This is a genomic window from Mycobacterium noviomagense (genome assembly GCF_010731635.1).
GTDB lineage: Bacteria > Actinomycetota > Actinomycetes > Mycobacteriales > Mycobacteriaceae > Mycobacterium > Mycobacterium noviomagense.
This window is the reverse complement of record NZ_AP022583.1, coordinates 2,804,282-2,824,076: the sequence shown is the minus strand read 5'-3', so window position 1 is coordinate 2,824,076 and position 19,795 is coordinate 2,804,282. Positions and strand designations below refer to the sequence as shown.

General features: G+C 66.6%; 21 protein-coding genes. 8 read left to right on the top strand and 13 right to left on the bottom strand.

The window, feature by feature from the left end:
* Positions 1-67 precede the first annotated feature (67 nt).
* Positions 68-370 carry a co-chaperone GroES gene (gene groES / locus G6N15_RS13205; RefSeq protein ID WP_083087866.1) on the bottom strand — a complete coding sequence of 101 codons (303 nt, stop codon included), beginning with the start codon at positions 368-370 and terminating at the stop codon, positions 68-70.
* 331 nt (positions 371-701) lie between these two features.
* On the opposite strand from groES, the gene G6N15_RS13200 reads away from it, so the two are divergent.
* Complete coding sequence (locus G6N15_RS13200; RefSeq protein ID WP_083087867.1) at positions 702-1,361, top strand: C39 family peptidase; 660 nt, start codon at positions 702-704, stop codon at positions 1,359-1,361.
* A 17-nt stretch (positions 1,362-1,378) separates the two neighbouring features.
* Here the strand turns inward: G6N15_RS13200 and tsaD are convergent, their stop codons facing one another.
* Genes tsaD through G6N15_RS13160 form a run of 8 tightly spaced genes read right to left on the bottom strand, consistent with a single transcriptional unit; the run spans position 1,379 to position 9,093 of the window.
* Complete coding sequence (tsaD, locus tag G6N15_RS13195) at positions 1,379-2,404, bottom strand: tRNA (adenosine(37)-N6)-threonylcarbamoyltransferase complex transferase subunit TsaD (RefSeq protein WP_083087868.1); 1,026 nt, start codon at positions 2,402-2,404, stop codon at positions 1,379-1,381.
* Positions 2,401-2,868 carry a ribosomal protein S18-alanine N-acetyltransferase gene (gene rimI, locus G6N15_RS13190; protein ID WP_083087869.1) on the bottom strand — a complete coding sequence of 156 codons (468 nt, stop codon included), beginning with the start codon at positions 2,866-2,868 and terminating at the stop codon, positions 2,401-2,403. The genes tsaD and rimI overlap by 4 nt, the downstream gene beginning before the upstream one ends.
* Positions 2,865-3,509, bottom strand: a complete 645-nt coding sequence (tsaB, locus tag G6N15_RS13185) for a tRNA (adenosine(37)-N6)-threonylcarbamoyltransferase complex dimerization subunit type 1 TsaB (RefSeq protein ID WP_083087889.1) — start codon at positions 3,507-3,509, stop codon at positions 2,865-2,867. The genes rimI and tsaB overlap by 4 nt, the downstream gene beginning before the upstream one ends.
* Positions 3,506-3,970, bottom strand: a complete 465-nt coding sequence (gene tsaE / locus G6N15_RS13180; protein WP_083087890.1) for a tRNA (adenosine(37)-N6)-threonylcarbamoyltransferase complex ATPase subunit type 1 TsaE — start codon at positions 3,968-3,970, stop codon at positions 3,506-3,508. Before tsaE ends, tsaB begins: the two co-directional genes overlap by 4 nt.
* A complete protein-coding gene (locus tag G6N15_RS13175; protein WP_083087870.1) occupies positions 3,963-5,075 on the bottom strand; it encodes an alpha/beta fold hydrolase in 1,113 nt (370 codons plus the stop codon). Before G6N15_RS13175 ends, tsaE begins: the two co-directional genes overlap by 8 nt.
* On the bottom strand, positions 5,065-6,234 hold the full coding sequence (alr, locus tag G6N15_RS13170; protein WP_083087871.1) for an alanine racemase: 1,170 nt from the start codon (positions 6,232-6,234) through the stop codon (positions 5,065-5,067). The genes G6N15_RS13175 and alr overlap by 11 nt, the downstream gene beginning before the upstream one ends.
* A gap of 34 nt (positions 6,235-6,268) precedes the next feature.
* Complete coding sequence (locus G6N15_RS13165; protein WP_083087872.1) at positions 6,269-7,651, bottom strand: glutamate decarboxylase; 1,383 nt, start codon at positions 7,649-7,651, stop codon at positions 6,269-6,271.
* A gap of 20 nt (positions 7,652-7,671) precedes the next feature.
* Positions 7,672-9,093 (bottom strand): NAD(P)H-hydrate dehydratase, encoded by a 1,422-nt coding sequence (locus tag G6N15_RS13160; RefSeq protein ID WP_083087891.1) that lies wholly within the window; start codon positions 9,091-9,093, stop codon positions 7,672-7,674.
* Positions 9,094-9,211: 118 nt separating this feature from the next.
* On the opposite strand from G6N15_RS13160, the gene G6N15_RS13155 reads away from it, so the two are divergent.
* Positions 9,212-10,138 (top strand): class I SAM-dependent methyltransferase, encoded by a 927-nt coding sequence (locus G6N15_RS13155; protein WP_083087873.1) that lies wholly within the window; start codon positions 9,212-9,214, stop codon positions 10,136-10,138.
* Here the strand turns inward: G6N15_RS13155 and G6N15_RS13150 are convergent.
* Positions 10,119-10,790, bottom strand: coding sequence for a rhomboid-like protein (locus G6N15_RS13150; RefSeq protein WP_083087874.1), 672 nt, complete (start codon positions 10,788-10,790; stop codon positions 10,119-10,121). The genes G6N15_RS13155 and G6N15_RS13150 overlap by 20 nt on opposite strands.
* 150 nt (positions 10,791-10,940) lie before the next feature.
* Between G6N15_RS13150 and G6N15_RS13145 the strand changes: the two genes are divergently transcribed.
* Both G6N15_RS13145 and G6N15_RS13140 read left to right on the top strand, forming a co-directional pair.
* The gene (locus G6N15_RS13145; protein ID WP_083087875.1) at positions 10,941-12,875 is read left to right on the top strand and encodes an NAD(P)/FAD-dependent oxidoreductase; all 1,935 of its coding nucleotides are present in this window, start codon (positions 10,941-10,943) and stop codon (positions 12,873-12,875) included.
* The gene (locus tag G6N15_RS13140) at positions 12,872-13,609 is read left to right on the top strand and encodes an SDR family NAD(P)-dependent oxidoreductase (RefSeq protein ID WP_083087876.1); all 738 of its coding nucleotides are present in this window, start codon (positions 12,872-12,874) and stop codon (positions 13,607-13,609) included. The genes G6N15_RS13145 and G6N15_RS13140 overlap by 4 nt, the downstream gene beginning before the upstream one ends.
* On the opposite strand, the gene G6N15_RS13135 is transcribed toward G6N15_RS13140, so the two are convergent.
* Both G6N15_RS13135 and glmS read right to left on the bottom strand, forming a co-directional pair.
* On the bottom strand, positions 13,590-14,246 hold the full coding sequence (locus G6N15_RS13135; protein WP_083087877.1) for a rhomboid-like protein: 657 nt from the start codon (positions 14,244-14,246) through the stop codon (positions 13,590-13,592). The two genes, G6N15_RS13140 and G6N15_RS13135, sit on opposite strands and share 20 nt — an antisense overlap.
* Positions 14,247-14,331: 85 nt before the next feature.
* Positions 14,332-16,200 (bottom strand): glutamine--fructose-6-phosphate transaminase (isomerizing), encoded by a 1,869-nt coding sequence (glmS, locus tag G6N15_RS13130; RefSeq protein ID WP_083087878.1) that lies wholly within the window; start codon positions 16,198-16,200, stop codon positions 14,332-14,334.
* 110 nt (positions 16,201-16,310) lie between these two features.
* Between glmS and G6N15_RS13125 the strand changes: the two genes are divergently transcribed.
* On the top strand, positions 16,311-16,838 hold the full coding sequence (locus G6N15_RS13125) for a nitroreductase family deazaflavin-dependent oxidoreductase (protein WP_083087892.1): 528 nt from the start codon (positions 16,311-16,313) through the stop codon (positions 16,836-16,838).
* A gap of 131 nt (positions 16,839-16,969) precedes the next feature.
* On the opposite strand, the gene G6N15_RS13120 is transcribed toward G6N15_RS13125, so the two are convergent.
* Complete coding sequence (locus G6N15_RS13120) at positions 16,970-17,314, bottom strand: hypothetical protein (protein ID WP_083087879.1); 345 nt, start codon at positions 17,312-17,314, stop codon at positions 16,970-16,972.
* 68 nt (positions 17,315-17,382) lie between these two features.
* Between G6N15_RS13120 and G6N15_RS13115 the strand changes: the two genes are divergently transcribed.
* From G6N15_RS13115 to G6N15_RS13105, 3 genes are read left to right on the top strand one after another with little or no spacing between them, the layout of a single operon-like run.
* Positions 17,383-17,832 carry a cupin domain-containing protein gene (locus tag G6N15_RS13115; protein ID WP_232070224.1) on the top strand — a complete coding sequence of 150 codons (450 nt, stop codon included), beginning with the start codon at positions 17,383-17,385 and terminating at the stop codon, positions 17,830-17,832.
* A gap of 35 nt (positions 17,833-17,867) precedes the next feature.
* Positions 17,868-18,710, top strand: coding sequence for a dienelactone hydrolase family protein (locus G6N15_RS13110; RefSeq protein ID WP_083087881.1), 843 nt, complete (start codon positions 17,868-17,870; stop codon positions 18,708-18,710).
* 37 nt (positions 18,711-18,747) lie between these two features.
* Complete coding sequence (locus G6N15_RS13105; RefSeq protein ID WP_083087893.1) at positions 18,748-19,791, top strand: LLM class F420-dependent oxidoreductase; 1,044 nt, start codon at positions 18,748-18,750, stop codon at positions 19,789-19,791.
* Positions 19,792-19,795 lie beyond the last annotated feature (4 nt).

Here is a 19,795-nt window from a genome sequence, read left to right as displayed (position 1 = left end):
AATGTTGTAGCCGCCCCGGAAATCGCCCGCGGGTGTCGCGGGGATCGCCGGGGCGGGACAACGGTTTCTACTTGTTGACGATGGCCAGCACGTCGCGGGCGGAAAGGATCAGGTACTCCTCGCCGTTGTACTTGATCTCGGTACCGCCGTACTTGCTGAAGATGACGGTGTCGCCCTCCGACACGTCCAGCGGGATCCGCTTTTCGCCTTCCTCATCCCACCGGCCGGGGCCGACAGCCACGACCTTGCCTTCCTGCGGCTTTTCCTTGGCGGTGTCGGGAATGACCAGACCGGAGGCGGTCGTGGTCTCGGCCTCGATGGTTTGTACGAGGATCTTGTCCTCGAGTGGCTTGATGTTCACGCTCGCCACGATTAGAGCCCTCCACTTAGTTGGTAGCAGGTCCGGGGCGGCTGCCCCGGCCTGTCCGAATTACCAGGTGCTTCGGCATTCGTCCGTGCCCTCGCGTCGTCGTCGCGGGTGCCGACACAGGGATTGTCCGATTGCCATCTAGCACTCTATACACGAGAGTGCTAGCACTCAAGGCCGCCTCGCTGCTTCCTGCGGGCATGGGGCCGGGCGGGCCTGGCGTGCGCAGTTCGCAAGGTGCACCGCGGGTCGTCTCCCGGAAGGAAACCGCAGGCAGAGGGCGTAGCGGGCCATTTCCAAGGATTCGTCAAGGGCCAAATGCTAGTAATAACTCATGTTCCGCGGCATCTTCCACGCAACCCGCATCGCCGGCGTGGCCATGCTGTTCTTCCTGGCCGCCGCGGGGTTCGCCGGGGTCGGCAGCGGATTGGCCGAGGCCGACCCGAACGGCCAAATGTACGGTGACCCGCAGGCCGCCGCCCCCTACTGGCGCTACCAACACGGGCAAGACTGCGGCCTGATGTCCGCCGCCGACGTGATCGGCCAGCTCACCGGCAAAGAACCGTCCGAGACCGCCGTCGTGCTACGTGGGGTGTTCACCAAAAGCCAAGTCCACCATGGGGATATCTACCACTTCGACGGCACCTCGCCCCAAGATTTGGTCGTGCTGCTGGGCAAATACGGCATCCAGTCCAACCTCACGACCGGCAACACCATGCAGACGCTGGAGCAGGACCTAGCCGGCGGCCACAAGGTGATCGCGGGGGTCAACGCGGAAACTATCTGGAACTATCCTCCGGGCCAGGGTCAACGCACCAACGCCGACCACGCCGTCGTCGTGACCGGAGTCGACACCCGCAGCGACATCGTGCATCTCAACGACAGCGGCACCCCCAACGGCCGCGACGAACAGATCCCGATGGACACGTTCAGCCAAGCCTGGGCCACCGGCGACAACCTGCTGATCGTTACCCAACAAACCAGCGGCCGATAGCCGCGGGGCGTCAGCGATCAGGGCAGCTGTCCGCGTATCACGGGCAGGCCCGGATCGCTGGGGACGTCCAGCGGTGACGGCGATGCCCCCGCCGCCACCAGATGCGCCGCAAACGAAGCGATCATCGCGCCGTTGTCGGTACACAACCGCGGCCGGGGAATCCGCAACGTCAGGCCGGCCTCGCGGCAGCGCTGTTCGGCCAGTTCCCGCAGTCGCGAGTTGGCCGCGACTCCGCCGGCGATCAGCAGCGTCGACACACCGAGTTCGGTAGCGGCCCGCACGGCCTTCATGGTCAGCACGTCGGCGACCGCCTCCTGGAAGCCGGCGGCGATGTCGGCGGTGGCCACATCGGGGTGGCTCTCCACGTAGCGTGCGACCGCCGTCTTCAGGCCGGAGAAGCTGAACGCGTGCCGGTCGTCGTTGGGCCCGGTCATGCCGCGCGGGAACACGATTGCGTTGCGGTCACCGGTGCGGGCCAGGTCGTCGAGCACCTTGCCGCCCGGGTAACCCAGACCCAGCAGCCGCGCCACCTTGTCGTAGGCCTCGCCGGCGGCATCGTCGACGGTGCTGCCCAGCTCGACGATCGGCTCGCCCAGCGACCGCACGTGCAGCAGGTGGGTGTGGCCACCGGACACCAGCAGCGCCACGCACTCGGGCAGCGGACCGTGTTCGTAGACATCGGCCGCCAGGTGCCCACCGAGGTGGTTGACGGCGTAGAACGGCACCGCCCAGGCAGCCGAATATGCTTTGGCCGCAGCCACTCCCACCATCAGCGCGCCCGCCAGGCCGGGTCCGATGGTGGCCGCGACGACGTCCGGTTTGGACACGCCGCTAGCCGCTAACGCACGACGCATGGTCGGGCCGAGTGCTTCGAGATGCGCCCGCGACGCGATCTCCGGCACCACGCCGCCGAACCGGACATGTTCGTCGACGCTGGAGGCCACTTCGTCGGCGAGTAACGTCACGGTGCCGTCGTCGTCGAGCCGGGCGATGCCGACACCGGTTTCGTCACAAGAAGTTTCGATGGCCACAACGACGGTCATTGCGGGTCCCGCCGCATGGTGTAGGCGTCGGCGCCGCTGACGCGGTAGTACCGCCGGCGCAGGCCGACGTTGATGAATCCCACGCTGCGGTACAGCGCGATCGCCGCCTCATTGTCCGTGCGCACTTCGAGGTAAACAGGTCCGTCGGCGAAGCGCAGCAGCTCGTTCAGCAGCCGACGGCCGATCCCCCGGCCCTGGTACGCCGGGTCGACGCCGATGGTGTGCACTTCGTACTCGAAGGGCGGTTTGCGGCCCAGCCGAGCGATACCGCCGTAACCGACGAGGGTGTCGGCGCGGCGGGCGGCCACATAGTGATTGTGCTTGGCGGCCAGTTCCCGGGCGAAGGCCGCCACCGACCACGGATCGTCGCCTGGAAACAGCTCGGCCTCCAACTGCGCGCACCGCTCTGCGTCGGCGATGGTGAGCGCATCGACGGTGATCGGCTCGGCGTCGTGGGCTGTCACCGCGAGACCACCTGTGGTGCAAGTGCTTTGGCATCCGGACGGCGCAGGTACAACGGCAGCAGCGGCGCCGGGGGTTCCGACCAGTCGGCCACCGCGCGGACCAGGCCGCCCGGTGTCGGATACACCGGCTCACACCTCGGCAGGTCGAACAGCGCGGCATGCTCCGGCGAGCCCGCCACCGCCTGCGCCGTACCCGGGTCGACGTCGGCGGGCGCGTTGACCGCCGGACCGTCGACGCGAACACCGTCGCGGTAACGCGCCCAATAGATTTCGCGGCGACGGGCGTCGGTGACCACCAGCGTGTCGCCGCTGGTCTGTACGCCGATGGCGTCCAGGCTGCACACGCCGCGCACCGGGATGCCCAGCGCATGCCCGTAGGCGGCGGCGGTCGCCATACCTACCCGCAGACCGGTGAACGGCCCGGGTCCGCAGCCCACTACCACGGCATCGAGGTCGGTCATGCCGATCCCAGCGTCGGCCAACGCCGCCAGCACATTCGGGGTGAGCCGTTCGGCGTGCGCCCGGGAGTCGACGGTGACCTGACGAGCCAGCACCTCGAGCCGCTCACCAACGCGCCGCACGACGCCCGCGGTGACCGCTGGGGTGGCGGTGTCGAGGGCCAGCACCAGCAGGCCGGTCATGCGGCCCACCGCCAAGTCGCGATCCGTACATCGGAGTTGCTGACGCGCTCCAGCCGGATGTCGAGGTGCCGCTCGGATAGGCGTTCGGCGAGTCCCTCGCCCCACTCCACCACCACGATCGCCTCGTCGAGTTCGGTGTCCAGATCCAGCGAGTCGAGCTCAGCCAGCAGGTCGGCGCCGCTGTGATCCAGTAACCGGTACATGTCGACGTGAATCATCGCCGGAGCGCCAGCGCGCCGGGCGCGGTGCACTCGCGCGAGTACGAAGGTCGGTGATATCACCGGCCCGTCGACGTCCAGTGCGGCTGCGATTCCCTTGGCGAGCACGGTTTTCCCGGCACCGAGCGGGCCCGAGAGCACCACCACGTCCCCGGCGCGCAACTGCTGCCCGAGTCGCGAACCCAGCGCGACAGTGTCCTCGACGCTGGCAAGCGTCGCGGTGCCCGATCCCAGCTCAACCATTGCGGCGGGCTCGCTCACGCCACCTCCGAGTGAACGACTTCAGCCTGCTCGGCGGGTTGACTCGCTTGACGAGTCGGACCAACCCTTCGTTGACGACCTCCGGCTTTTCCAATTGCACCAAATGACCGGCGCCCTCGACGATGAGCAGTTCCGAATCCGGCAGCGCGCCGGCCATCTCGCGGGAATACTCGGCCGGCGTCAGCATGTCGCGATCGCCGCACGCGATCAGTGTCGGGATCTGCGCCAGTGTCGGCAGCGCCTCGGTCTCGTCCAAGGTTTCCAAGGCGTGCAGAAACTCCACCATCGTGGTGACCGGTGTGCCGTACATCATCTTCTGCGAGAACGCCACCACGCTCGGGCTGATCTTCTCGTCGCCGTAGGACGCCGCCACCAGGATCGGCTTGATCAGGGACCGCGCCGCTCGTCTTCCGCGATGCACCAGCTTGGGCGCCGAGCGGGCAGTGAACCGGACCGCTTCCAGCGCAGGGTTTTTCAGGATCTCCCCCAACAAGGATCGGGAAACCCCTTCGGCCGCCGAGGAAATCAACGCCGCGCCAACGATCCGGTCGCCGTAGTAGTGCGGGTACTGGCGCGCATGCGACAACACGGTCATGCCCCCCATCGAATGGCCAACCAGCACGACCGGCCCCCGCGGGGCGATCACCTGCAGCACGGTTTCCAAGTCCCTGCCGAGTTGGGCCACCGTGTAGGACTCGGGCGGGGCTTCGCCGGAACGGCCATGGCCGCGCTGGTCGTAGAAGATCATCCGGACCTGCGGGCCCCATTCGTCGCCGAGCCGCATGCGCTGAAAATGGAAGGCGGCCATGCGTAGGCAGAAGCCGTGAGCGAACACCACCGTCAGCGGCGCATCCACCGGCCCTGCCTCGCGCACCGCCAGCGGAATCCCGTCCGGGGTGGTCACCACGTAGCTGCGGTCGCTGTCCAGCGCCTCGAAATTCTCGCCGGCATAAGGGTCGTCGATGCCGGCGCGCTGCATCATCGAGCGAGCCACCGACACCGCGGCGATCGTGCTCACCGCCCCCAGTCCCGCCGCTCCGGCTAGCCATTGTGCCTTGCGCGCATGGCCTTCGTCGTCACCGCTCAACGGTTTGGGCCTCGCGGTAAGTTCGGGTGATGCGCCCTCGCGGGCCGGTCACCACCTCGTAGTGGATGGTGCCGAGCAGATCTGCCCAGTCCTGCGCCGTGGGTTCGCCGCCGGTGCCCGGCCCGAACAAGATCGCTTCGTCGCCCTCGGCGACGTCAAGCTGGCCGGGCCCAAGGTCGACGACGAACTGGTCCATGCAGATCCGCCCGACGCTGCGCCGCCGTTTGCCGTTGATCAGCACCTCGAGGCGCCCGCCCAGCATGCGGAACACTCCGTCGGCGTAACCGATGGGCAACAGCGCCAGATTGGTATCGCGGTCAGCGATGAATGTATGCCCGTAGGACACGCCCTCGCCGGCGCGGATCGAACGAACCAGCGCAACAGGGCATTTGACCGTCATCGCGGGAACTAGTCCCATATCACCACGCTCGGGGATAGGGCTGAGCCCGTAGACAGCGATCCCGGGCCGCACGATGTCGAACGCGAAATCCCGGCGGGTCAACGTCGCCGACGAGTTCGCCAGGTGGGCTACCTCGAACCGCACACCGGCGCTGTGCGCCTGGGCCAGCATGTCGCAAAACCGTTGATACTGAAGTTCATTGGTGGGGTGGTCGGGCTCGTCGGCATACACCAGATGCGACATGATGCCGTGCAAGTGGATGGCGTCCTCAGCGGCGGCTTGGCGCAGCGCGGTCAGGATGGCCGGGTATTGCGCCGCGCCGACGCCGTTGCGGTTCAAGCCGGTGTCGACTTTGACGGTCAGCGTCGCCGTGTGGCCGGTCCGGCGCACCGCGTCGAGCACTTCCTCGAGCTGGCGCACCGAGGACACCGCGATCTGCACGTCGGCGGTCAACGCCGGGGCGAAGTCGGTTCCGGGCCGGTGCAGCCACGCCAGCACCGGTGCGGTGATGCCGTCAGCCCGCAGTTCGAGCGCCTCGGCGATGGTGGCCACCCCGAGCTCGGTCGCCCCGGCCGCCAACGCGGTGCGAGCAGCCCGCGCGGCGCCGTGGCCGTATCCGTCGGCCTTCACGACGGCCATCACCTGCGCTGGTCCGGCGTGCTCGCGCAGCACCCGCACGTTGTGGGCGATGGCTTCGAGGTCCACCACGGCCTCGGCGATCAGGTCTTCGGACTTCGGGACCAAGGGAGTCGTCTGCATCGTCTCGATTGTCCCAGACCCGTGTGCCGGGCGGTCAGTGCGCGAAGTGCTGCTCGTCGAAGTGCCCGCCCGGTTTGAGTTTGTCCAGTGTGGCCAGCGCGGTCACGGTGTCGTCGTGCAGCGCCCGCGCCAGGTCCGCGGAGAGCCCTTCTCGCACCACAATGCGCAGGACAGACATGTCGGTGGCGTTGTCCGGCATGGTGTAGGCGGGCACCTGCCAGCCGAAGGTTCGCAGCTCGTGCGAGACGTCGAACTCGGTGTAGCCGCGGTCGCCGGCTAGCCGGAAGGCGAGCACCGGGATGGCCGACCCGTCGGAGATCAGCTCGAAGTGTTCGCCCGCGTCCAGCTGCGCTGCCAGCCAGCGCGCCGTCTGTGACAGCGACTGCATCACCTGGGTGTAGCCTTCGCGACCCAGCCGCAAGAAGTTGTAGTACTGCCCGACGACCTGGTTGCCCGGCCGCGAGAAGTTCAGCGTAAAGGTCGGCATGTCACCGCCGAGGTAGTTGACGCGAAAGACGAGGTCCTCGGGCAGGTGCTCGCGGTTGCGCCACACCACGAACCCGATGCCGGGATAGGTTAGGCCGTACTTGTGGCCGCTGACGTTGATCGACACCACCCGCGGCAGCCGGAAATCCCACACCAGATCTGGGTGCAGGAACGGCACCACGAAGCCGCCGCTGGCCGCGTCGACGTGCACGGGGACGTCCACACCGCCACCGGCAGCCAACCGGTCCAGCGCCGCGCAGATCTCGGCGACGGGTTCGAGCTCCCCGGTGTAGGTGGTGCCCAGGATGGCCACCACCCCGATGGTGTTCTCGTCGACCGCCTCCACGACCTGTTCGGGGGTGATGACGTAGCGGCCCTCCTCCATGGGCAGGTAGCGGGGTTCGACGTCGAAGTAGCGGCAGAACTTCTCCCACACCACCTGGACGTTGGAGCCCATCACCAGGTTGGGGGTGCGCTGCTTCCAGTCGGCGCCGACGCGCTGGCGCCATCGCCACTTCAGCGCCAGCCCGCCCAGCATCACCGCCTCGGACGACCCGATGGTCGATACCCCGATCGCGCTGTGCGGGTCGTCGTCGCGCAAGCCCTCGGCGTGGAACAAGTCGGCCACCATGCAGACGCAGCGCTGCTCGATGGCCGCGGTCGCCGGGTATTCGTCCTTGTCGATCATGTTCTTGTCGAAAGCCTCGGCCATAAGCGTCTCGGCCTCCGGATCCATCCAGGTCGTGACGAAGGTGGCCAGGTTCAGCCGCGAGCTGCCGTCGAGCATCAGCTCGTCGTGGATGAACCGGTAGGCCGCCTCCGGGTCCATCGATTCCTCGGGCAGCCGCAGCGCCGGTATCGGCGCGGTGAACAAGCGGCCGGTGTAGGCGGGGGCGATGGAGTGGGCAGGGACGGACGGATGGTGCGGCACGACGGATCCTTTCTCGGGCGCTACAGGCTGGCGAGGGCGCTTCGGATGTGCGGGATGATTCGCGACGCTGACGTGGGCGCGTACCCCGGGCCCGGGTCGGCGGCCGACAGGTTCGCCGCGCGGGCGTGCACGAATGCCGCGGCTGCGGCCGCGTCGCCTGCGGGAAGTCCCGCGGCCAGCAGCGCGCCGATCATGCCCGACAACACGTCACCGGATCCGGCGGTGGCCGCCCAGGATTGCCCGGCCGGGTTCAGGTAGACCGCGCCGCCGGGTTCGGCGATGACGGTGACGTTGCCCTTGAGCAGCACGGTGGCGCCGAATGCGTCTGCGAGCTTGCGGGTGGCGGCGATACGGTCCTCGCCCGGGGGGGCACCGGCCAGGCGCGCGAATTCGCCGGCGTGCGGGGTGAGCACCGTCGGTGCGTCGCGGCCTGCGACGAGGTCGGGGTGGGCTGCGAGCAGCGTCAGCCCGTCGGCGTCGACGATCACCGGCAGATCGGTGTCCAACGCGAACCACAGCGCGGCGGCTCCGGTTTCCTCGGTTCCCAGGCCCGGTCCCACCACCCAGGACTGCACCCGCCCGGCCGAGGCGGGGGTGGGCGATGCGATCACTTCGGGCCAATGGGCGAGCACCTCGTGATGTGCACTGCCGGCGTAGCGCACCATGCCGGAGGTTGCCGCGACCGCGGCCCCCGTACACAGCACGGCAGCGCCGGGATACGTCGACGAGCCCGCCAGGATGCCCGTCACTCCCTGGGTGTACTTGTCGTCGTGGGGTCCGGGCATCGGCCAACGCGCCTTGACGTCGGCGGCCTCGAAACCGAGTACATCGGCGTCGGGCAGGTCGAGCCCGATGTCGACCAACCGGACGCGGCCGCAGTCACCGAGCGCGTGCACGGGTTTGAGTCCGCCGAAGGTGACGGTCAGTGCGGCGTGCACGGCCGGGCCGGCGACGGCGCCGGTGTGCGCGTCGATGCCGCTGGGGATGTCGACGGCCACGACCGGGATTCCGGCGGCGTCGACGGCGGCGAACACGTCCGCGGCCGCCGGACGCAGCGCGCCCTTGCCGGAAATGCCCACCACCCCGTCGATGACCAGATCCGTTGTCGGCCCGACACTGTCGACGACGCGACCGCCCGCTTTCGTGAACGCCACCAGCCCCTTGCGGTGGGTGCGCTCGGGATTGAGCAACACCGCGTCGGCGGCGGCGCCGCGGCGGCGCAGAAAGGTCGCCGCCCACAGCGCGTCACCGCCGTTGTCGCCGGAGCCGACCACCGCGCACACCCGACGGCCGGCAACTCCGCCGGTGCGTGTGGTCAGCTCGCGGACGATCGCGGTGGCCAGTCCGAACGCCGCGCGTCGCATCAGTGCACCGTCGGGCAGGCTGGCCAGCAGCGGCGCTTCGGCCTCGCGGATTGTCTCGACGGAGTAGTAGTGCCGCATCACAGTCAGGATTCCATGCCATGCCGTGAGCCGCGGCCAGCTTGCGCGTTCAATCCCGAGGCGTACAGTCGCGTTCGACACAGTTAAATGAGCTAAGCACCACTCGTAAGGAGCGGACATGCCACGAACGGACAACGACACTTGGGATCTCGCCACCAGCGTGGGCGCCACGGCAACCGGAGTCGCGGTGGGCCGCGCCTTGGCCAGCCGGGGCCCCAACCCGTTGATTGATGACCCGTTCGCGGAGCAGTTGGTGCGCGCGGTCGGAGTGGATTTCTTCACCCGGCTGGCCAGCGGCGAACTGGATCCGACGGAAGTCGACGACAACGGCGAGTGGGGAATGCAGCGGATGAGCCAGATGATGGCCGTCCGCACCCGATTCTTCGACGACTTCTTCATCGACGCCGCCGCGCGCGGTATCCGTCAGGCGGTCATCTTGGCGTCCGGGCTGGATGCCCGCGCCTACCGGTTGCCGTGGCCGGCCGGAACCACCGTGTACGAGATTGACCAGCCGAGGGTTCTTGACTTCAAGACCGAGACGATGGCGGACCTCGGCGCTACTCCGACCGCCGACCGCCGCGCGGTAGCCGTCGATCTGCGCCATGACTGGGCGACCGCACTGAAAGGCGCCGGTTTCGACCCCACTCAACCGGCCGCGTGGAGCGCCGAGGGCGTGCTGCCGTTTTTGCCGCCCGACGCCCAGGATCGCCTGCTGGACAACATCACTGCGCTCAGCGCCGCGCACAGCCGGCTGGCCACCGAGAACATGGCCAACGCCGCGCAGGATGTGCCGACGATTGTGGATCGGATGCGGCAGGTTACCGACCGTTGGCAAGAGAATGGCTTCGACGTCGAGATGACCGATCTCTGGTATCCCGGTGAGCGGCAGGACGTGGTGGATTACCTCAATTCCCATGGCTGGGACGCGACGGCTACCCGGGCCGCTGATCTGTTTGTCGCTCATGGTTTTTCGGTGCACACCGCTGACGAAGAGGAGCAGGCAACGGTCGGGTCGCTGGCCTACGTCACCGCGACCCGCGGATAGCCGCCCGGCCCGCGAACCACCGTGCCGGATTCAACAGCGGGGCGTCGCGGCGTCGGGTCAGCGGGTAGCAGCACAGACCGATGGCGATCGCCGAGCAGTGGCCGATCCCGGTGAAGTCGGGGTTGGCGACGAATCCGGCGCCGTAGTAGACCACCACCGCGGCCAGGTAGCACCACTGCCAGGGCGGGGCGATGTGGTAGGTGAGCACCGCCATCACGCCGACCATGAAGTAGCTGACCCCGACGTCGCGGACGTGCACCATTCGTTCCGGCTCCAGGTGACGCTCGATTGCCAGATACAACAAGCCCTCGCTGACATACGTCGCGACGACATGCGCGGTGAGTCCCACTGCAAGCCAATGTATCTGGCCTAGCCACCGCTCGGCCGGCGCGACGAACAAGCTGAACAGCACCAGGCACGGTAACCACTTTCCGCCGTCGATCCAGAACAAGCTGGCGAACAACACGTAGAGCGGGTCGGTGCTCAGATGCGCAATGTTTGTGGAGCGGTGCACGAGCAATGTATGCAACTCGTGGCGGCTGAGCTGATGCTGGATGATCGTGGTGATCAGCAACACCGCGAGCCACAGATACGTCAGCGGCGCGCTACGGATGAACCGCCATGCGGCGGCCGGCCACGTCTTCACGGCGATGCCGGTGATCTCGTTCGTCTCACCCTTCTCCGCCTCTGTGTCTACGTATCCGTCCCAAGGTAGGTCCTTGATCAGTGATGACGTCCCGCGTATCGTATCGACCTATTCCGAAACTCTGAGTAGCGTAATCGACGGGAAGGATCGGGCTTGATGCGCAGCCGCTACGCCGGCCAACCGTTCACCACGCCCACCGCCGAGATCGCCGCCGCCCTAGAGCAGGTCAGCATCCCGACGCTGCTGCTCTCGCTGGTCCATATCACCGGTGACCCACGGTTCATCCGCGAATTCAAGCCGGCCGGGATTTTCCTCAACGAGGTCCAGGGCTTCATGTCGGAGGACGATAAGGCTCGCGCCCGCGCAGCTGCGCTGCCGGTGATCACCGACTACCGCGACCGTGGCTGCCCCGAACCCGCGCCGCTGCCCCGCGAACTGATCAAGGAAATGATGGACTGGGCCGTCTGCGAGACGGTGCCCGCCGACTACCTGCCGCTGCTGTTCGAGGAGCTCGACTTCGACGGCGTCGATCCGCGTCGCCCGGCGCCGCTCAAACCGGAGCAGGCCGCGGGGGTTCCGGTGATCGTCATCGGCTGCGGCGAGTCAGGGATCCTGGCCGGGATCCGGTTGAAGCAGGCCAACATTCCGTTCACTATTCTGGAGAAGAACCCCGGACCGGGCGGAACCTGGTGGGAGAACACCTATCCCGGTGCGCGTGTCGACGTCGCCAACCACTTCTACTGCTACAGCTTCGAGCCCAGCAACGACTGGACGCACTTCTTTGCCGAACAGCCCGAGCTCCGAGCGTATTTCACCGCGGTCATGAGTAAATACGGTATCGGCGAGCACGTGCGCTGGCAGACCGAGGTGCTTGCGGCGGACTGGAACGACGACGACGGCGTCTGGACGGTCAGCGCACGATCGCACGACGGCAACATCACCACTATGCGGGCCCGTGCCGTGATCACCGCCGTCGGGCAGCTGAACCGGCCCTACCTACCGGACTTCGACGGTGCAGACAGCTTCGCGGGGCCGTCCTTTCATTCCGCGGCCTGGGACCATTCCGTCGACCTGACCGGCAAGCGGGTGGCGCTGATCGGCGCGGGCGCAAGCGGTTTTCAGATCGCCCCGGCCATCGCCGACGCCGTCGAACACCTCACCGTCTTCCAGCGCACCGCGCAGTGGATGTTCCCGAACGCGATGTATCACGAGTCCGTCGGCGACGGGGTGCGGTGGGCGATGGATCATCTCCCCTTCTACGGTCGCTGGTACCGGTTCCTGGTGATGTGGCCGGGCGCCGATAAAGGTCTCGACGCCGCGCGGCTCGACCCGAACTACCCGAATCAGGACTATGCGGTCAGCGAGATCAATGCCGCCGCCCGGCTGATGTTCACCGACTGGATCACCAATCAGGTTGGGGACGACGAGGATCTGCTGGCCAAGGTGTTGCCGGATTATCCGGCCACCGGCAAACGCACACTGCAGGACAACGGTAGTTGGCTGAACACCCTGCGGCGAGACAACGTCGAACTGGTGCGTGCCGGTATTCAGCGCATTACTGAAAGTGGTGTCGTGACCATCGACGGCGTCACTCACGACGTGGATGTCATCATCTATGCCACCGGGTTTCGGCACACCGACGTGTTGTGGCCGTTGGCGATCACCGGGCGCAACGGCGTGAACCTGCGCAGCCTATGGGGACAGCGCCCCTACGCCTACCTCGGCATCACCGTTCCGGGCTTCCCTAACTTCTTCATGCTCTACGGTCCGGGCGCCCATCTCGCGCACGGCGGGAGCCTGATCTTCAACTCCGAATTGCAGATGCGCTATATCAATAGCTGTTTGGCGCACTTGGCCGAGAACGGCCTGCATTCCGTCGAACCGACTGCCCAGGCTGCCGCCGACTGGCATCGACGGACCCAAGCCGAGATCAAGAAGATGGTGTGGTCACATCCATTGGTCAAGCACTCTTACTTCAAAAACCCCGACGGCGAAATCCACACCGTTAGCCCGTGGCGGCTCAACGAATACTGGGCGGTGGTACGAGAACCCGATTGGTCACAGTTCTTGACGCGGGAAAGGGTGCCATGAGCGGAGTGGTCGTCACCGGAGCCGCATCCGGTATCGGCCGGGCGTGCGCCGAGGCACTGGTCGGCGACGGTCGACGAGTTGTCTTGTGGGACATCGCCAACGCCGTGCAGCAAGTGGCTGACGACATCGGGATGCCGGGCGCGGTCGTCGACGTCTGCGACGACGCAGCGCTTGCCGACGCCGTCGCCGCTGCCGCCACCGCGCTCGACGGTCTCGACGGCCTGGTGCACGCCGCTGGGCGTGTGCTCGCCGAACCCGTCGGCGCCTACACCGGCGAATCCTGGGACGCCATCCTCGACGTCAACCTGCGCGCACAGGCGATGCTGGTCCAGCTCATGCTGCCGCATCTGGAGGCATCTGCGCGCGCCGGCCGTTCACCAGCGGTCGTCGGCATCTCCAGCATCGAAGGGCTGACCGCCAACCCGTTTATCCCCGCCTACTGCGCGTCGAAGGCCGGCCTGCTCGGGTTGACCCGCTCAATGGCCGCGCAGCTGGGCCCCGCCGGAATCCGCGTCAACGCGGTGTGTCCCGGGTTCATCCACACCCCGATGCTGCAGATCGCGCTCGACGTCGAGGAAGTCCGAGCCGGTTTCGTTCGGGCGGCGCCGCTGGGCCGCATCGGTGAGCCCGCCGAGGTCGCGCAGGCGGTGGCCTTTCTGATGTCGCCGCGGGCGTCCTTCATCACCGGCACCCACCTTGTCGTCGACGGCGGCGTCACGTGCCGACACCCTTGAGCTTCACCGGGGCGACCGCTGGGCGGCCGCGACCTCGGGCCATCGGGTAGAAGCAGAGGCCGATAAAGATCGCAGCGAAATGCCCGACGGCAGTGAAGTTTACGTGCAGGATCAGCGGGACGGTGAAGACGGCGATCAGTATCACCAGATAACCCCAGCGCCAGGGCTTAGCGATGTGATAGGTCAGCACCGCCATCACGCCGACCATGAAGTAGCTGACCCCGATATCGCGGGCGTAGACGAGCTTCTCCGGCTCCAGGTGGTGCTGGATCGCCAGGTATAGCAGGCCCTCGCTGATGTACGTCGCGCCGATGTGTGCGGTCAAGCCTACAGTGAGCCAACGCAACTGACCAAGCCACCGCTCAGCCGGCGCGACAAACAAGGTGAAAAGCACCAAATACGGTGTCCAGTAGCGGCCGTCAATCCACAGCAGGCTGGTGAACAACACGTCCAGCGGATCCCGGGCCAAGTGGTAGAGGTTGGTCGAGCCGTGCACGAGCTCCGAGTGCAACTGCCGCCTGGTGAGATGGTGCGCAATAATGGTGGTGACGAGTAATACGGTCAGCCAGGCATAGGTCAACGGCGCGCTGCTAACCCAGCGCCACACAGCAGCCAGCCATAGTTTCAGCCGTCGCATGCCTGCACCGTCATTTCGCCGACACTGCAACTACATACACGACACGCCGAGCAACTCCGCAATGGTTGCAGTCTCGACGCGAGAATCACTCGACGGTGACGGACTTGGCCAGGTTGCGCGGCTTGTCGACGTCGTAACCGCGGGCCTGCGCCACCGAAGCGGCGAACACCTGAAGCGGGATGGTCGACAGTAGCGGCTGGAAAAGCGTTGAGACAGCCGGTATTTCGATCAGATGGTCGGCGAAGGGACGGACCGTGTCGTCGCCCTCCTCCGCGATGACGATGGTGACCGCGCCGCGGGTCTGGATCTCGCGAATGTTCGACAGCAGTTTGGCATGCAGCGTCGCAGAGTTCTTCGGCGACGGCATGACGACAATGACCGGCAGATCGTCCTCGATCAGCGCGATCGGCCCGTGCTTGAGCTCACCGGCAGCGAAACCCTCGGCGTGCATGTAGGCCAATTCCTTGAGTTTCAATGCGCCTTCCAGCGCTACAGGGTAGCCGACGTGGCGGCCCAGGAACAAAATGGTCGACGAGTTGGCGAATCGGTAAGCCAATTCGGCCACCGGCTTCATACCCGTGAGCACGCGGGCCACCAGCTCCGGCATCGATTCCAGCTCGCGGTACTCGCGCTCGACCTCGTCGGGGTATTTGGTGCCGCGAGCCTGCGCCAGCGCCAGCCCGAGCAGATAGTTGGCGGCAATCTGCGCCAGAAAGGTTTTCGTCGAGGCCACGCCGATTTCGGGTCCGGCGCGGGTGTAGAGCACCGCATCGCATTCCCGCGGGATCTGGCTGCCATTGGTATTGCAGATCGCGAGCACTTTGGCCTTCTGCTCTTTGGCGTGTCGCACCGCCTCGAGGGTGTCGGCGGTCTCACCGGATTGGCTGATGGCGACCACCAGCGTGCTGCGGTCCAGCACCGGATCGCGGTAGCGGAATTCGCTGGCCAGCTCGACTTCGACCGGCAGCCGGGTCCAGTGCTCGATCGCGTATTTGGCCAAGAGCCCGGAGTGATATGCGGTGCCGCAGGCCACCACGAACACCTTGTCGACTTCGCGCAGCTCCTGGTCGCTCAAACGCTGCTCGTCGAGCACGATCCGGCCGTCGACGAAATGTCCGAGCAGAGTGTCGGCCACCGCGGCGGGTTGCTCGGCGATCTCCTTGAGCATGAAGTACTCGTAGCCGCCCTTCTCGGCGGCCGAGAGGTCCCAGTCGATATGAAAAGGACGAGCTTCGCCGGTCAGGTCGTTGCCGTGGAAGTCGCTGATCCGGTAGCCGTCGGCGGTGATGACCACCGCCTGGTCCTGGCCCAGCTCGACCGCCTCGCGGGTGTACTCGATGAAGGCGGCCACGTCGGATCCGATGAACATCTCGCCGTCGCCGAGCCCGACCACCAGCGGGGTGGAGCGGCGTGCGGCGACGATGGTGCCGGGCTCGTCGGCGTTGGCGAATACCAGCGTGAAGTGGCCTTCCAGCCGGCGCAACACGGACAAGACCGAGGCAGTGAAATCGCCAGCAGTCGGTCCTTTCCGGTAGGCCTGCGCCACCAGGTGCACGGCGACCTCGGTGTCGGTGTCGCTGGCGAATTCCACCCCGGCGGCCTCCAACTCGCGGCGCAGCACCGAGAAGTTCTCGATGATGCCGTTGTGGACGACGGCGATCTTGCCGGCGACGTCGCGGTGGGGATGCGCGTTGCGGTCGGTGGGGCGTCCGTGGGTGGCCCACCGGGTGTGACCGAGGCCGGTACTACCGGTCAACGCTGCGGCGTCGGTGTCCTCGAGCGCCTTCTCGAGGTTGGCCAACCGGCCCGCGCGGCGGCGCACGGTGAGCTTGCCGTGCCCGTCGAGCAGGGCAATCCCGGCAGAGTCATAGCCGCGATACTCCATCCGGCGCAACGCGTCGACGATGACGTCGCAGGCCGACCGCTGCCCGACGTAGCCGACGATTCCACACATAGCCCATCAGGGTAATGCAGGCAGCCGGTTACCCCGGCCTGCGCACGGCTCCCACGGGCGATGCGGAAAGCGGCCGGCGCATGTTGGGCAGCGGATACGATCGCCCGGTCATGCCTGAAGACACGATTAATGGGATTCCCCGCGCGGATCCGCGCGCACGTCGTGCGGCATGGAAGCGCGCATTGTTGTCGCTGGTCGCGACCAAGCCCGGGGCTGCGGTGCACCGGGCGATCGCAGCCCCGCTGGACGCGGCGATCATGCGGGCAACACGCGGTCGCGTGAACCTGGGGGCAGGCGCGCTTCCGATGGTCGTCTTGACATCGACCGGCGCACGCAGCGGCCAGCGGCGCGAAACTCCATTGGCGTATTTCACTGATGAAGATGCCGTCATCCTGACGGCTTCCAACTACGGCGGCCAGCGGCATCCGAGTTGGCTCCACAACCTGCTTGCCCATCCGGAATGCGAATTGCACATCGGCGACCGCGGCGGCCGTTTCATCGCACAAGAGGTAACCGGCGCCGAGCGCGACCGGCTGTTTGCACTCGCCGCCGATCTTTACCCGGGCTACGCCAACTACGCCGAGCGGATAGACGGCATCCGGACAATCCGAATGATGCGGTTGACGCCCGGCGCATGACCACACCGCGCGGCGCTGGGATGCACCGCTGTGCCGCGGTCAGTAAAGGTAGTGCAGCCGCCCCCAAGAACGGCTGCACTAGTCCATCGCGGCGGTCGGCCTGGGCGAGCGGCCGTGCCGCCCGCCGTAAGTTAGTGCCCGCCGGGCCCGCCACCGGGGCCGCCAGGTCCGCCTGGTCCGCCATCGGGGCCAGGGCCGGGGCCGCCGTTGGGCTGCCAGTTGTCCGGGTGCCATGGGCCTTGACCGTGCCAGTGCGCCTGGTCGTGCGGGTCGCCGTCGTAATACCAGTCATCGTGGCAACGACCCCAGTCCCAGTTGTTACCCCAGCCTGGATCCCAGTACTGACCTGGGCACCAGTGATAATTCGGGAACGGTCCCGGTTGCGCCTGGGCCACGGCAGCGGAGCCCAAACCGGCGAGGCCGAAGCCGGCAGCAAGGACCGCTGCTGACGCGGCGATACATGTCGAATTTTTCATATGACACGTCTTCCCTGGAATACCCGATGCAAACCTGTGAGATCCCTGACAACCGCAAGGAGGACGCAGTGCCAAACGACGGTTTCCACCCCGACCTGCGGCCGAACAACCGGTCCACGCGTAAGCGCGTGCGCCATGTGAGGTCGTCGGAACTCGATGACGACACCTCGCAAAGCGAAGGCATGCACCGCTTCGCGGCGATCAGCGGGCGTACGGTCGGGTCCGAGAAGCTCTGGATGGGTGAGACGCACGTCGCCCCTGCGGTCGCTTCGGCCAACCATCACCACGGCGAATCCGAAACAGCGATCTTCGTGCGCAGCGGGCACCCAGACTTCGTCTTCCACGACGGCACAGGAGAAGTCCGGGTGTCGACGAATCCCGGCGACTACGTGTTCATCCCGCCGTATTTGCCGCACCGCGAGGAGAATCCGAGTCCGGACGAGCCGGCCGTGGTCGTCGTCGCTCGTAGCACACAGGAGGCAATCGTCGTCAATCTTCCAGAGCTCTACTCGCTGTAATCCAGCCGGTGTCGACCGTGCGCTAACGTCAACGCGTGGCCCGTACCCGCAAACTGTTCGCCGCCCTTACTCGTCGGGGCCCGCACCGTGTTCTGTGCGGTGATCTCGCTTTCGCCGGGTTGCCGGGCGTCGTGTACACGCCCGAATCGGGGCTGAATCTGCCCGGAATTGCGTTCGGCCACGACTGGCTGACCGGTGTTCACCGCTACTCCGACCTCCTGGAGCATCTGGCGTCCTGGGGCATCGTCGCTGCCGCTCCCGACACCGAGCGGGGATTGGCTCCCTCGGTGCTGAATCTGGCCTTCGACCTGGGCACTGCGCTTGACATCGCCGCCGGGGTGCGGCTCGGGCCCGGCGAGATCAGTGTGCATCCCACGAAGCTGGGGCTGGTGGGCCATGGTTTCGGCGGTGCCGCAGCGGTGTTCGCCGCGGCCGGCATGCCGGACAAGCCGAAGGCGGTTGCGGCGATTTTCCCGACCGTCACCAAACCGCCAGCCGAGCAGCCGGCGGCGACGCTGAAGGTGCCCGGCGTGGTTTTCAGCGCGCCCGGAGACGAGAAGACGTTGCAATCCAACGCTATCCAGCTTTCCCAGGTGTGGGGCAGCGCCACCTTGCGGGTGATCAGCAAAGCGAAGGCGCGCGGACTGGTCGAGGGACGCAGCCTGGCGACGGCGTTCGGGCTCGGCGGCCCACACCGCAAGACACAGAAGGCGGTTCGGGCGCTGCTGACCGGCTATCTGCTGCATGAACTCGGCGGTGACAAGAAGTATCGGGAGTTCGCCGATCCCGACGTGCAGCTGCCCAAGACCCAAGCCCTGCCGGTCGATGCCGCACCCGTGAGCCCAGAAGAGAAGATCGTCGCGCTGCTCAAGCCGTGAGCGCAGCGGCCAACCGGATGGGTGCTAGAAAGTCATGATGCGCCTTGGCATAACTCTGAACTACTCCGGCGGCTTCAAAGAAGCGGTCGGCCACGTCGTCGAGCTGGAAAAGGTCGGTGTCGACATCGCGCTTGTCGCCGAGGCGTATTCCTACGACGCAGTCAGCCAGCTCGGCTACCTCGCGGCAAAGACCAACAGCATCACGTTGGGCTCCGGAATACTGCCCATCTACACGCGCACTCCTACCCTGCTGGCGATGACCGCTGCCGGGCTGGATTACGTATCCGACGGCCGATTCCACTTGGGTCTCGGCACCTCTGGACCGCAGGTGATCGAGGGGTTTCACGGTGTCGAATTCGAAGCGCCGCTGGGCCGCACGCGTGAGGTAGTCGACATTTGCCGACGGGTCTGGCGGCGCGAACGAATCGACTACGCCGGCAAGCACTACCAGGTGCCGCTACCGCCGGATCGCGGAACAGGGCTGGGCAAGCCGCTGCATCTTATCAATCACCCTGTCCGCGAACGGATTCCGATTTCCATCGCCGCGCTCGGGCCCAAGAACGTCGAACTGACCGCGGAAATCGCCGAGGGCTGGCAGCCGATTTTCTTCTATCCGGACAAGGCCGAGTCGGTGTGGGGTACTGCCCTGAAAGCCGGCTACGCCAAACGGAATCCGCAACTGGGTCCACTGGACGTCATGGTCGGCGTGTCGCTGGCCATCGGCGACCACGTCGACGAGCGACTGGCCTGGGCCAAACCGCAGCTGGCTCTCTATATCGGTGGAATGGGCGCCAAAAACCGCAACTTCTACCACAACCTGGCCACCCGCTACGGGTTCGGCGAGGTGGCGAACCGGATCCAGGAGCTGTACCTGTCCGGCCGCAAAGACGAGGCCATCGCCGCCGTGCCGGACGAACTGGTGCGCGGTATTTCACTGGTCGGGCCGCGCGGATTCGTCGCTGAGCGCGTGGCGGCCTTCGCCGAGGCTGGGGCGACGACGCTGTTGGTGGCCCCCCTCACGGCTGACCGCGGTGAATCGGTGCGCTTTGTCGAGCAACTACGGGAGCTGCTGCCGAGCTGACGTG